Below are 13,152 nucleotides of genomic sequence, written 5' to 3' on the forward strand. Positions count from 1 at the left end.
GAGCCCGCCCCGAAGGGCAGGCTCCCGCCGCCGGTGCCACGCGTCAGCGCGTGAGCGCCTTCTTGGCCTACTTCGTCGTGACCGTCACCGAGGCGTCAGCCGTTCCGGCGAGCACCTTGGCGTCCCCGGAGTAGTCCACGGTCACGGTGTGCGTGCCCGCGTCGCGGAACGCCGGCAGCTTGACGTTCGCCACGCCGCCGCCGCTGAGCTCGGCGCTGTAGGTCCGGCCGTCGACGGTCACCGTGACGGTGCCGGTCGGCTTGGCGCCGGCGGCCGTGACCGTCACATGCGCCATGACCTCGGTCTTGCCCGCCACGACCTTGTTCGGCGTGACCTTGAGGTCGACCTTGGAAGCGACCTTCCCGGACTCCGACCCCGTGTTGAAGCCGACGAGGACCGGGTCGTGGTCGGAGGCCGCGAACGCCTCGTCACCGTTGAAGAACGGCGTGACGTTGTAGTTGTAGCGGCTGTAGTTGAAAGCGACCGACTCCTGGGCGTTGATCTGCCAGATCGTCGCGCCCGTTACCATCGCCGTCGCGGCCGGGCTGGCGACGATGTGGTCGAGGGTGCCCTGGAGGCCGTGGAAGGAGTAGGAGAAGTGCTCCGGGTCGTACGTCGAGCCGAGGTCGTTGTAGCCCTGGCTGTACAGGTACTCCATCGGGTCCTCGTGGGTGTAGGCGTTGAAGTCGCCGACGAGGAACAGCTTGTCGGTCTTCAGCACCTGCGCCTGCTCCTGGGCGAAGGCAAGCATGTCCTGCGCCTGGTGCGTACGGCTCTCGTTGAACGCGCCCTGGTCGTAGACCGGGCGGGTGTCCTCCTTGTCACCGGGGTAGAGAGCGGTCCCGGATCCCTTGGACTTCAGGTGGTTGGCCACGACCAGGAAGGCGTCTGAGTCGGCAGAACCGGCCGCCTTGAAGCCCTGGGCCAGCGGCTCACGCGCGATGGAGAAGTTCTGACCGGGACCCGAGAGGTCCTTCAGGATGTGCGAGGCACCCACCGGAGAGACATCGGCCGGCTTGTAGACGAACGCGGTCCGGATGACGTCCTCCTGGGACACCGCCGGACGGTCCTCGGCCGCCGGGGACGGGACGAAGGCCCAGGTGCCGGCGCCCGCCTTGGCGTTCAGGGCGTCGACCAGGCCCGAGAGCGCCGTGTCGCGGTCCTCGCCGAACTTGGCCGAGTTCTCGACCTCCTCGAGGGAGACGACGTCGGCCCCGAGGCCGATGATGCCGCTGACGATCTTCTGCTGCTGGCGCTGGAGGTTGGCGTCGTCGGCGGCGCCGCGCGGGCCGCCGGCACCGCAGTCGTTGACCGCGATGTGGTTGCCCTGGCGGTCGTTGTAGAAGGAGCACTTCCCGAGGCCCTTGGCGATGTAGCGGTCGCCCGTCATCGGGAAGTAGTTCTGCACATTGAAGGTCGCCAGGTGGACCTTGCCACCGACGGCCGCCGGCTGCGCCTTCTGGGTGCGCATGTCGGAGAACGAGACGATGTCCTTGCCGGCACCGTTGACCTGGCTCGTGGGCTGGAAGTTCCACAGCGAGTTGCGGTACTCCAGGACCACGGGCTTGTGGAAGGTCGCCTTGGCGCCCACGCTCACCGGGTTGTCGGGGGTGAGCCAGGGCAGCGGGTCGTTGGCAGCGGCACCGGTGGCGGTGTAGCTGACGCTCGCACCGTCATCGAGCATGATGGCGTGGGAGGCGTTGTAGTCGGCGGCCTTCTGCGCGGCGTCGCTGCCGGCGGTGCCGGCATCCGTCGGCTGGCGCAGCGTCTGGGTGCCGGCGGCCAGGCCGACCTGGCCGTAGAAGTTGGCGTTGTAGTTGTCCGCCACCGTGAAGTCGCCCTGGGGAGCCAGCAGCTCGCCCTCGTGCGCCTCCTTCTGGGCGTCGGTCTCCAGGTCGCTCCACGCGATCTTGAGGGGGTTGACGGCCGGCAGCGGGGCGGACAGCTTGGTGACGGTCGGGAAGGTGATCTCGGTCGTGCCGGAGAACTCCTGGACCGTGCCCTGCACCTGGACGCTGTCGCCGATGCTCACGGTGCCGGCGGACTGGGAGCCGTAGACGAACACGGCGTCCGAGGCACCCGGGGTCTTGTCGTCGGCCACGGTGCCGCCGGTGCCACCGGTCTGGATGTAGAAGCCGTTGAAGCCGCCGGTCGCGTAGACCGCCGTGACGACACCCTCGGTGGTGACCGTCTTGCCCGCCAGCGGCGAGGTGTCGGTGTCGGTGCCCTGGATCTCGGCGATGGTCACCTCGCCGGCGTCACCGCCCGAGTTGCCGTCACCGGGCTCACCGTCACCGTTACCGGCACCGCCGGAGTTCTTCGGGTCGGGCGTCGCGGTGATGAAGTCGGCGCTGTTGTTGTCCGTGTCCACGCCGGGGGTCTTGCGGGTGACGGCCATGGTGTTGCTCGGCGCAGGAGCAGCCGCGCCCTCGACGATCGAGCCGGTGCCGAAGCCGACCGTGTCGATGACGGCACTGGCCGCGTCGTTCAGCGTCACCGAGCCGTCGGTCGCCGACATCGCCAGCTGACCGCTCGCGTCGGGGGTGGGCAGCGGGGCGGTGCCGCCGGTGCCCTTTGCCTCCTGGACCAGGTAATAGCCGTGGGCCGGCACGCTGCCCGTGAGGGCCGTCGAACCGCCGAGGCCGCCCTTGGCGCTGTAGTACGACACCGACCAGCCGCTCACGCTGATGGCGGCGTTGGTCGGGTTGAAGATCTCTATGTAGTCATGGGTGTAGGTGGAGCCGGAGTTGCCGCCCCCGCCGTACACCTCGTTGATCACCAGTCCGGTACCGGCCGGGTTGGCGTTGGCGGACCCGGCGATGAAGCTGCTCAGACCGGTCACGGCAAGCACGATGCCGGTGGCACGGATCAGGGTCCGGCGGGACCGGGAGTTCCTCGGGAGAGGAAGAGGCATGGAGTCGCTCCTGAAATTGGAGAACGGCGGCACGGGGGAACTGGAACCGCACGACCGAACAAGGCGAAGCGAGTTAAACCGGGACGCCCGGCCGTTATGCCAACGGTGGGTGAACTGCTTGTCTCGATCTCTCCAAAACCCGGACGGCTGCATGAAGATACGTCAGGTCGACGCGGTCGTCCACGCCTTGACCCATGGTGAGGTCGGGCGCGTGCTGCCGCCGCTGTCACCGATGAGCGCACCCGGCATCTCCCCGGCGCCGTGGGTCGGCGGGCGGTGACGGTCACCTTTCCGCGAGGCCGGTCGCGGTTCCTTCCGTGTGGTCCCTCGCGGCCGAGGGCGGCGCCGCTGAGACGGCGGCCGACAGCGGCGGGCCGCTGCGACGGCGGCCGATCGCTCCGCGCCGCCGGACACCCCGTGGCCGGGCTCGGGCTCGCGGCGGTCGGCGAGGGGCGCGCCCTCTCCCCCTGCCGGAAGATCACTGGACCTGCGCGCCGATCCGCGGGGCGGAGTTTTCGGGGCGGCGACCGGTTGTCGGTCCGGCGCCCTAGACTCGTAAAGCGATGAGCAGCCTCTTTGACGACAGCTTCCTGGCGGATCTCCAGGGCCCCCGGGGCCATGAGGAAGAGCCCCCGCCGCCGCCCGAGGACGATCACGCTCCGGAGCCGGTTCCGGACGATCTGTTCGACGGGAAGTTCGACGTGCCCCCGGACCGGGACTCCTACGAGCGGGACGCCTACTACCGCGACGGCGCCCACCGTCCGGTCGTGGACCCGGCCGCGCTCCTGGAGGGGCTGAACGACAACCAGCGCGCCGCCGTCGTGCACTCCGGCTCCCCGCTGCTCATCGTGGCCGGCGCCGGCTCCGGCAAGACGCGCGTGCTCACGCACCGGATCGCGTACCTGCTGGCCGAGCGGGGCGTCCACCCCGGTCAGGTCCTGGCGATCACCTTCACCAACAAGGCCGCCGGCGAGATGAGGGAGCGCGTCGAGCAACTCGTCGGACCCCGCGCGCACGCCATGTGGGTGATGACCTTCCACAGCGCGTGCGTGCGCATCCTGCGCCGGGAGAGCAAGAAGCTCGGCTTCACGTCCTCCTTCTCGATCTACGACGCCGCCGACTCCAAGCGCCTGATGGCCCTGGTCTGCCGCGATCTGGACCTCGACCCCAAGCGCTACCCGCCCAAGTCCTTCAGCGCCAAGATCAGCAACCTCAAGAACGAGCTGATCGACGAGGAGGACTTCGCCGCCCAGGCGACCGACGGCTTCGAGAAGACCCTCGCCCAGGCCTACGCCCTGTACCAGTCGCGGCTGCGCGAGGCCAACGCCCTCGACTTCGACGACCTGATCATGACGACGGTCAACCTGCTGCGCGCCTTCCCGGACGTCGCGGAGCACTACCGCCGCCGCTTCCGGCACGTCCTGGTCGACGAGTACCAGGACACCAACCACGCCCAGTACGCCCTCGTGCGGGAACTCGTCGGCACCGGCGGGCACCCCGCGGACGTGGCCGACGCACCGCCCGCCGGGGACGACCTCCGGCCGGCCGAGCTGTGCGTGGTCGGTGACGCCGACCAGTCGATCTACGCCTTCCGTGGCGCGACCATCCGCAACATCCTCCAGTTCGAGGAGGACTACCCGGACGCGACGACCATCCTGCTGGAGCAGAACTACCGCTCCACGCAGACGATCCTGTCCGCCGCCAACGCGGTCATCGAGCGCAACGAGTCCCGCCGTCCCAAGAACCTGTGGACCAACGCCGGCGCGGGCGCCCGCATCACGGGCTACGTCGCCGACACCGAGCACGACGAGGCGCAGTTCGTCGCCGAGGAGATAGACCGGCTCACCGACGCGGGCGAGGCCAAGGCCGGCGACGTCGCCGTCTTCTACCGCACCAACGCCCAGTCCCGTGTCTTCGAAGAGATCTTCATCCGCGTCGGCCTGCCCTACAAGGTCGTCGGCGGCGTCCGCTTCTACGAGCGCAAGGAGGTCCGGGACGTCCTGGCCTACCTGCGGGTCCTGGCCAACCCCGAGGACTCCGTCCCGCTGCGCCGCATCCTCAACGTGCCCAAGCGGGGCATCGGCGAGCGCGCCGAGGCGATGATCGACGCCCTCGCCCAGCGGGAGAGGGTCAGCTTCCCGCAGGCGCTGCGCCGCGTCGACGAGGCGTACGGCATGGCCGCGCGCTCCACGAACGCGGTCAAGCGGTTCAACACGCTGATGGAGGACCTCCGCACGATCGTCGAGTCGGGCGCCGGGCCGGCCACGATCTTGGAGGCCGTCCTGGAACGCACGGGCTACCTGGCCGAGTTGCAGGCGTCGACCGATCCGCAGGACGAGACCCGTATCGAGAACCTCCAGGAACTCGCCGCGGTCGCCCTGGAGTTCGAACAGGAGCGCGGGGAGGGGGAGCCGGTCGCGCTGTCCGACTTCCTGGAGCAGGTCGCCCTGGTCGCCGACTCCGACCAGATCCCGGACGAGGAGGACGGCGACGGCGTCATCACCCTGATGACCCTGCACACCGCCAAGGGCCTGGAGTTCCCGGTGGTCTTCCTGACCGGCATGGAGGACGGCGTCTTCCCGCACATGCGCGCCCTCGGCCAGACCAAGGAGCTGGAGGAGGAGCGGCGCCTGGCCTATGTCGGCATCACCCGCGCGCGGGAGCGGCTGTACCTGACCCGCTCGGCGATGCGCAGCGCCTGGGGCCAGCCGTCGTACAACCCGCCCTCCCGGTTCCTGGAGGAGATCCCGCCGACGCACGTGGACTGGAAGCGGACGGGCGGCTCGGGCTTCGCGCCCTCCGGTCCGGCCTCCTCGGTGGCGGCCTCGCTGTCCTCGAGCCGCTCCCGCTCGTCGGCGTCCGGCGCCTCGGGCTTCGCCACCCGCCGCACCACGGAGAAGCCGGTGGCGGCGCTCGCCGTCGGGGACCGGGTCACGCACGACCAGTTCGGTCTGGGCACGGTGGTCGCCGTCGCAGGCACCGGCGACAAGGCCCAGGCGACGATCGACTTCGGCGACGGCAAGGCCAAGCGGCTGCTGCTGCGGTACGCGCCGGTGGAGAAGCTGTAGCGACGGCTGGGTTCGGTCCAGTCCAGGCGGGACCGCACCAGCGGGCGCCGCGTGGTGGTGGGGAGTGCGATGTCGTCGTCGACCAGCCAGGCCGTCCCTGCCGGTGTGAGCTGCGGCTCTTGGTCCCACGTGATCAGGCCGCTGTCGACCCTCGCGTCCGTGATGGAAAGGCCGAGGGTTCCCGCGAGGTGGTCGTAACACAGCCGGGCCCGGGCCAACGCCCGGGCCCGGCCACTCGCGCCGAGTGAACGGGGCTGGACAGGACGGCACGGGGCGACATCGGCCAGGCTCTGAGAACCGTCCACGACGGGCGAGATGATCCAGACGAAACGCCCGGGGGGCGGCGGGGCCGCTACGTCGGGTCGAGGCCGTGGCTGCGCAGCCACGCCAGCGGGTCGATGGGCGCCCCGCCCGCGGGCCTGACCTCGAAGTGCAGGTGCGGGCCGGTGGAGTTGCCGGAGTTCCCGGAGTAGGCGATCGGCTCTCCGGCCTTCACCGTCGTACCGGAGGGGACCCGGTAGCTGGAGAGATGGCAGTACCACGTCTCCGTGCCGTCCATCGCGGTCAGGATCAGCATGTTGCCGTAGGCGCTGTTCCACTGCGTGCGGACCGTGCCGTCGGTCGCGGCCAGCACCGTCGTCCCGTACGACACGGGGAAGTCGATGCCGGTGTGCACGGACATCCAGTTCACGCCGGCCTGGCCGAAGTAGGCGCTGAGACCGTGCTGGAGGACCGGAACGGCGAACTTCGGACGCAGCCGCTCCAGGCGGGCCGCCTCCTCCGCGGCCTTCTTCTTCTCGGCCTCCTGCTGCGCCTGGAGGTCGATGCGCTCCTGGTACCGGCTGGCCCGGTCGGCGAAGTCGTTCGCCCCCGCGGACAGGCCCTGCAGCTGGGTGTCCAGCTTGTTGTTGGCGGTGGACGCCTTGACGGGGTGGGCGTCGGGCCTGGCCGCCGCGTTGTCCTTGCCGTCCTCGGTCAGACCGCCCACGGAGGCGGCGGCGATCCCGGCGACCCCCATCACGCACACCGAGGGCACCGCGACCGTGAGCAGCGCGGAGCGCTTGGCCGGGGGGCGCCGCCTGGAGCGGCCCGCGGCGCGGGAGGCCGCTCGTGAGACGGGGGCGTGGGTGACTTCTTCCTCGTCGTCGAGCAGCGGCGGGGCCGCGTCCGGCTCGGCGGTGGCGGCCGGTCCCTCTTCCGCCACCTCGGCCAACCCGCCCTGCGGCTCGTGTGGTTCCGGCGCCTCGAAGTGCTCCGTGACCGCGGTGGTGCCGTCGCCGTTCCACTGCGTGGCGTCGTACGCGCCGGTGTCGAAGGCCTGTGTGCCCCACTCCCACTGCTGCGTGGCGTCGGCGGTGGCCGTCTGGTCCGGCTGGAGCCAGGTGCGCGCGTCCCACTGGCCGCTGGTGTCGACCGGAGCGGACTGCGGTGGGACGGAGGCCAGTTGCTGCTGGTAGCCCGTCGCCCAGGCGGTGGTGTCGTACGCGCCGGTGTCGTAGACCGTGTGGTGCTGGGTCGCGTACGGGTCGTAGCCGGGGTTCTGGTGGCCGTGCGTGGACCAGCCGGTGGTGTCGTACGAGCCCGTGGTGTGCGTCTCGCCGGGCGTGAGGCCGTTGTAGAGCGGGTCGGCGGTGTACTGCGCCGTGGCGTACGTGCCGGTGTGGAAACCGGTGGCGTCGTAGTCGCCGTAGGTGGTGAAGTCGCCGTACGCGGCTTCCTGTCCGTCGTACGACGCGTAGGGCGTCGAGGCGGGATCGGAGGCCGGGGCCGGGGCGGCCACGCTCCCCGACGGGTGGCGGTCGTTCACCAACTTCTCTTTCGCCTCGACAACAGGGGCTGCCAGAGCAGTGCGGCGACTGTACCCGGCGGTTCGAGGGCGCGACAATCTTCCGCAGGTTTCCCCGAAGCGGGAAACGGGCATTCAGCCGTGTTTCGCCGGTCTGTGGAGACGGCCTTAACTTTGTGTTCGAGTTTCGTTCGACGGCGAGGGGTCGGTCGTCAGGCGACGGTCACTCCGCCGGCGCGTTCGGCGGTCGGGTCTCCGGGTCGCGCCGTGTCGAGGATCTGCCGTATCCCGGTGGCCACGGCGGGGTGCAGCGGCAGGGCGAGATGTCCGATTCCGCTCACCTGGATGTTCTCCACCTTCAGATCGGGGTGCTCGATGCAGGCGGACTCCAGCGGGTCCATCAGGTGGTCGAGGTCGCTCCAGAAACTGACGAAGTGCGTACGGCAGCCCGGCGCGGGGCGCGACAGCTCCTCGATCAGCTCGGAACCGGGGCGCATCTGCCGCACGATCGGATGGGCGTTGGCCAGCGGCGCGACCCGGGTGCCGGAGTGCGGGGTGCCGAGGGTGACGAGGGTGCGGACGCGCAGGTCCCCGCCGAGCCGCTGCACGTAGTAGCGGGCGATCAGCCCGCCGAGGCTGTGCCCGACGACGTCGATCTGCCTGCTGCCGGTGCGCTGGCAGATCTCCTCGATGTGCCGGCCGAGCAGCTCGGCCGCGGTGCGGATGTCGCAGGTCAGCGGTGAGTAGTTCAGGGACTCCACCCGCTGCCTGCCGTGCTGGGCGAGGTTGCGGCGCAGCAGGACGAACACCGAGCGGTTGTCGATGAACCCGTGCAGCAGCACCACCGGTGGCTTGGCCTCGGTCGGCAGCTGGGCGGTGCCGTCGGGTGCCGGGAGCGCGCCCGAGGCGGCGCGGCGCTCCTGGACGATGCCCGAGGGATAGAGCAGGAGATGCCCCGCGAGGATCGCGAGCTCCAGAGCGGTCGCCTTCAGCAGAGCCAGTGAGAGCCCCGCGAGTCTGCACGGCAGCAGGCACCGGCAGAGCGGGAGAATGGGGTCCGCGACCCTGGTGACCTTCATGGCCGACCTCCTGTCGGCACACGGGAGGACGGCCCTGTCCCCCGTGTGTCCTCGTGGGCAGTCGCGGCGAGGGCGGTCGGCCGGGCAGCCTTCGCGCTGCCGTGCCCCACCGGCCCCGGGTGCCCTTCGTGCCCTCGCCGATACCGCGCTCCACCGAGGCGCGTGGCCTGCGGCGCGGTGGAGCGACGACCTCGTTGCGGCTCCCGTCGTGCTTGCTCCCGCCGTGGTCCGCGCGTCGCGGAGGAGGGGTGCGGCGCGGGGGCCGCGAGGACGGGGAACGGCGCGCGGCCTGCGGGTCCCCCCTGCCCAAAGAACCCGGGGGAGTGTCCCACCATGTGATTTCCCCCTCCCTCTGCACCGTGAAACTGCCGGTTGCGGGATGCTGGCGATAACGTTCGTTCACTTCCCCGGACGGTGTGGCGCGGGGTGTCCGTGCCACATGTGCGGTACTTGTCGGTACAGATGGATGGTGTAGTCGCTTCATGGAGGCAGTGATGGGTGTGGCAGCCGGTCCGATCCGCGTGGTGGTGGCCAAACCGGGGCTCGACGGCCACGACCGGGGCGCCAAGGTGATCGCGCGGGCCCTGCGCGACGCCGGTATGGAGGTCATCTACACCGGGCTCCACCAGACCCCGGAGCAGATCGTGGACACGGCGATCCAGGAGGACGCCGACGCGATCGGTCTGTCCATCCTCTCCGGCGCCCACAACACGCTGTTCGCCGCGGTGATCGAACTGCTCAGGGCGCGTGACGCGGAGGACATCGTCGTCTTCGGCGGCGGCATCATCCCGGAGGCGGACATCCCGCCGCTCAAGGAGAAGGGCGTCGCGGAGATCTTCACCCCCGGCGCGACCACCCAGTCGATCGTCGACTGGGTCAGGGCGAACGTCCGCCAGCCCGCCGAGGCGTAGGGGCGCCACCGGTTCCCGCAGGGGCTTTTGGCGCCGGCCGGGTGCGAGCGGCCCGTCCTGGGGGCAAGGCCCCCAGGGAGATCCGCCTCCACCCGGAGCGGGGCTCAGCCGGCCCGCGCCGCGTCCAGTTCCTCCGCCATGGCGGAGCGCAGCCGCAAGGTCGTCACCAGCCGCTGGAAAGCCTCCGCCCAGTACCCTCCGGCTCCTGGCGACGCGTCCTCCGCCTCGTCCGGAACAGCCAGCAGTCCGTCCAGTCGACTCGCCTCCGCGGGATCCAGGCACCGTTCGGCAAGCCCCATTACTCCACTGAAACTCCATGGGTAACTCCCTGCGTCCCGCGCGATGTTGAGCGCGTCGACCACCGCTCGCCCGAGCGGTGCCGCCCACGGCACCGCGCACACCCCGAGCAGTTGAAACGCCTCGGGCAGTCCGTGTGCCGCGATGAATCCGGCCACCCAGTCGGCCCGCTCGACGGCGTCCAGCGTGCCGAGCAGCTTGGCGCGCTCGGCCAGGGACACCGCGCCGGGACCACCGGAGTCGGGGGCCGCGGGGGGCCCGAGCAACGCCCGCGCCCACCGTGCGTCCCGCTGCCGCACCGCCGCCCGGCACCAGGCGGCGTGCAGTTCTCCCTGCCAGCCGTCCGCGACGGGCAGGGCCACGATCTCCCGAGGCGTGCGTCCGCCCAGCCGTCCGGGCCAGGCCCCGAGCGGCGCCGCCTCCACCAACTGGCCCAGCCACCACGATCGTTCCCCCCGCCCTGCCGGAGCCTTGGGGACGATCCCGTCGCGCTCCATCGCCGCGTCGCACTCGTGCGGTGCCTCGACGACGAGCGTGGGTGTCGCGCGCGTGTGGTCGACCGCCACGCACGAGCCGGACCGGGCCGCCATTCGCGCGGCGAGCGCCGATCCGGGCAGCGCCGAGAGCAGCTCCGCGGCCGTGGACCGCACGTTGCGGCTGCGGTCGGACAGGGCCTGCTCCAGGAAGGCCTCGTCGTCCGGGCCGAGACCCGTCCGCAGGGAGTCGAGGAACATCAGCCGGTCCTCGGCCCGCTCGGCGGCCCAGGAGCCGGCCAGCAGTTCGCGTGCTGCCGCGGGCCTGCGCGTGCGCAGTGACGCCAGCAGCGCGACCCGCTCCGCGAACAACCCCTCCTCCCACAGCTTCCGGACGCGGTCGGCGTCCTCGGGGTCGGTCGGTGCGGCGCCGGCGCCCGGGGTCGCCCGCAGGGCGAACCGCCAGTCCGGGTTCAGCCCCGCCAGCCACCGCGCGCGCGGGCCGCCGAAGGCCAGTGCGGCCGGACGCAGGTCCGTACGGCCCCGCGCGGCGTCCAGCAGAGCCGGCAGGGTCTGCGCGGGCGGGGCGTACCCGTGGGCGTTCGCCGCCGCGAGCCACTGGGGCAGGAGTTCCATCAGGTCCGGTGCCGTGCTCCTGCGGCCGCCCGCCGCACCGGGCCGGTCGCTCAGCAGCATGGCGAGCCTGCGGGCCGCGGCCGCCGGCAGCGGCGGACGCGGGTCCCGAGGTGCCGGCTCCGGGCGCCGGGCCGCCGATGCGGGACGCAGCCCCGCACGCCGTCGGACGGTCTGCACGGCCGCCGCGTCGAGCAGCGTCACCGGCGCGGTCCGTTCCGGCGTGCCGCCCGGGGGTGTGCGCCGGTCCGTGCCGAGCAGGGCGGTGGTGACCAACTCCTCCCAGGCGCCCGTGGCGGGCGCCTCCGGCGTGGTGGAGGTCCTGATCATGAGCTTCCTTTCCGTGGCCGGCTGCCCGGGAGTGGTTGAAGGGTCACACGGACCGGGTTTCCCCTGGGGCGGAACAAATGCGTGGTGCGGAAGAGAAAACGTATTCAGATGGGATACTCTCTGACATTTTGCGCCTTTTGGGCGAGAGGTTCCCGTTGTACCGACCAGGCCCCGCATATCGTGGCGACGTCACTCCTTTGCCGGATACTTCGAGCCTGCTGCCAGCACTTATGTCACGGACGGTCGCTGTCCTATCAGCACAGCGTCACCATTTCTCCCTCGCTTTCCGACCAGGCGGTCAACGGGGTGAAGCCCCGGTGGCCGCACTCGCCGAAGACCGTGACCGGCGTGCCGCCCGACAGGGCGACCAGCCGCCACAGGCCGGGCCGCGCACGGGCCGCGCGAGTGACGGGCAGCGCGGAGTCCGAGGCGGCGTCGGCCAGCTGCCAGGACTCACCGTCCGGGACCGGTACGACCTCCCGCAGCGTCACCGGAACCGACTCCAGCCACGGGTCGTCCCGCAGCGCCGCGCCGTAGCGGGCGGCCGCCTGTGCCGTGGTCACACCGGGCGGGCGGATCCGGGTGGGCACCGGGGGCGCGAACCGCTCGCCCAGGACCGCGCGCAGCTGTCCCGCGCCCGGACAGGAGGACACGTCCGCCTCCAGGGCCAGACCGACCGGCAGTGCGAGCTCCGGGGCACGGCCCGCCGCGCCGTAGGAGAGCAGCAGCGCCGTACGGCCGGAGCCGGCGCCGTGCAGCCAGATCCTGCGTGTGGTCAGCTTCGCGTCCGCCGTGTCGTACTGGGCGAGGACGAGCCAGTGGTCCCGCAGCGGAGGCCCGTCCGCAAGGACGGGCAGGCCCACACGGGCACGGACCGCCGCCGACACCCCTTCCGGCAGCCGCTCCCGGCCCAGCCAGCCCTGGCACAGCAGGTGCAGCAGCGCGCACTCCTCCAGCAGCCGCACCGGCCAGCCCGGCCCCGAGGACGGCACGGCCCCCAGCTCCCGCACCCGTCCCGCCAGGCCGGGGGCCTGCGCGTCGACCATGCGGGCCGCCATTTCCTCCCACAGCCCGTACCCCGCCTGTTCGGCCGAGGCCAGACCGCCGCGCAGCAGGTCGGCCAGACGCTGCTCCAGCTCCGTCACTCCCGCGGTGATCCGCTCGGCGCGGCGCTCCGCCCTGCGCAGGGCGGCCTGCGGATCAGCCGCACCGGATGCCGGACCCGCGGCTCCCTCCGACCGCTTCCGGGCCGTCCGCTCCCCGCGGGCCGCCACCCACTGCCCGGCCCAGTCGGGCGCCTGCCCGGACGGCACCGCGCCGTCGCCGCCCGCCCACAGCAGCAGCAGGCCGAGCGCGTGCTTGCACGGGAACTTGCGGCTCGGGCAACTGCACTTGTACGCCGGCCCGGCGCCGCCCGCGATGTCGACGACCGTCCGATACGGCCTGTCGCCGCTGCCCTTGCACAGCCCCCACACCGCCCCCTCGTCGGAACACCCCGCCTCGGACCACGGCCCGGCCGCGCCGAGTTTGCTTCCCGCTTTGCGCGACGCGGCGTCAGGTGCCAGTGCCAGCACCTGGTCCGCGCTCCAGCGCACCCCCTGCTGAGTCATGTCGTCGAAGGTAGGTCCTGCCACTGACAATTCGATCGGGCGAGCATGTTC

General features: G+C 71.6%; 8 protein-coding genes. 3 read left to right on the top strand and 5 right to left on the bottom strand.

Features of this window, described 5'->3' with window-relative positions:
• Positions 1-67: 67 nt before the first annotated feature.
• Positions 68-2,914: an ExeM/NucH family extracellular endonuclease gene (locus ACTYVM_RS33140; protein WP_445529518.1), complete on the bottom strand. Its 2,847-nt coding sequence runs from the start codon at positions 2,912-2,914 to the stop codon at positions 68-70.
• Between the two features lie 151 nt (positions 2,915-3,065).
• On the opposite strand from ACTYVM_RS33140, the gene ACTYVM_RS33145 reads away from it, so the two are divergent.
• Together ACTYVM_RS33145 and pcrA are read left to right on the top strand one after the other, a co-directional pair.
• Entirely contained in the window at positions 3,066-3,194 is a 129-nt protein-coding gene (locus ACTYVM_RS33145; protein WP_445529519.1) for a hypothetical protein, read from the top strand.
• 283 nt (positions 3,195-3,477) lie between these two features.
• On the top strand, positions 3,478-5,982 hold the full coding sequence (pcrA, locus tag ACTYVM_RS33150) for a DNA helicase PcrA (RefSeq protein ID WP_445529520.1): 2,505 nt from the start codon (positions 3,478-3,480) through the stop codon (positions 5,980-5,982).
• Between the two features lie 352 nt (positions 5,983-6,334).
• Here the strand turns inward: pcrA and ACTYVM_RS33155 are convergent, their stop codons facing one another.
• Positions 6,335-7,903, bottom strand: a complete 1,569-nt coding sequence (locus tag ACTYVM_RS33155) for a M23 family metallopeptidase (protein WP_445529521.1) — start codon at positions 7,901-7,903, stop codon at positions 6,335-6,337.
• A gap of 77 nt (positions 7,904-7,980) precedes the next feature.
• Positions 7,981-8,847 (bottom strand): esterase/lipase family protein, encoded by an 867-nt coding sequence (locus ACTYVM_RS33160; RefSeq protein WP_445529522.1) that lies wholly within the window; start codon positions 8,845-8,847, stop codon positions 7,981-7,983.
• A gap of 494 nt (positions 8,848-9,341) precedes the next feature.
• On the opposite strand from ACTYVM_RS33160, the gene icmB reads away from it, so the two are divergent.
• The gene (gene icmB / locus ACTYVM_RS33165) at positions 9,342-9,758 is read left to right on the top strand and encodes a coenzyme B12-dependent isobutyryl CoA mutase small subunit (protein WP_400032771.1); all 417 of its coding nucleotides are present in this window, start codon (positions 9,342-9,344) and stop codon (positions 9,756-9,758) included.
• Positions 9,759-9,862: 104 nt separating this feature from the next.
• Here icmB and ACTYVM_RS33170 read toward each other — a convergent pair whose 3' ends face one another.
• Both ACTYVM_RS33170 and ACTYVM_RS33175 read right to left on the bottom strand, forming a co-directional pair.
• Positions 9,863-11,491, bottom strand: a complete 1,629-nt coding sequence (locus ACTYVM_RS33170; protein ID WP_445529523.1) for a DUF5691 domain-containing protein — start codon at positions 11,489-11,491, stop codon at positions 9,863-9,865.
• A 254-nt stretch (positions 11,492-11,745) separates the two neighbouring features.
• Positions 11,746-13,101, bottom strand: coding sequence for an SWIM zinc finger family protein (locus ACTYVM_RS33175; protein WP_445529524.1), 1,356 nt, complete (start codon positions 13,099-13,101; stop codon positions 11,746-11,748).
• Between the last annotated feature and the right edge of the window lie 51 nt (positions 13,102-13,152).

It is taken from the genome of Streptomyces cyslabdanicus (genome assembly GCF_052663305.1).

Coding starts and splice junctions, on each gene's coding strand:
- ACTYVM_RS33140 (WP_445529518.1), bottom strand. CDS start 2,914: ATGCCTCTTCCTCTCCCGAGGAACTCCCGGTCCCGCCGGACCCTGATC.
- icmB (WP_400032771.1), top strand. CDS start 9,342: ATGGGTGTGGCAGCCGGTCCGATCCGCGTGGTGGTGGCCAAACCGGGG.
- ACTYVM_RS33160 (WP_445529522.1), bottom strand. CDS start 8,847: ATGAAGGTCACCAGGGTCGCGGACCCCATTCTCCCGCTCTGCCGGTGC.
- ACTYVM_RS33170 (WP_445529523.1), bottom strand. CDS start 11,491: ATGATCAGGACCTCCACCACGCCGGAGGCGCCCGCCACGGGCGCCTGG.
- ACTYVM_RS33155 (WP_445529521.1), bottom strand. CDS start 7,903: ATGCCCGTTTCCCGCTTCGGGGAAACCTGCGGAAGATTGTCGCGCCCT.
- pcrA (WP_445529520.1), top strand. CDS start 3,478: ATGAGCAGCCTCTTTGACGACAGCTTCCTGGCGGATCTCCAGGGCCCC.
- ACTYVM_RS33145 (WP_445529519.1), top strand. CDS start 3,066: ATGAAGATACGTCAGGTCGACGCGGTCGTCCACGCCTTGACCCATGGT.
- ACTYVM_RS33175 (WP_445529524.1), bottom strand. CDS start 13,101: ATGACTCAGCAGGGGGTGCGCTGGAGCGCGGACCAGGTGCTGGCACTG.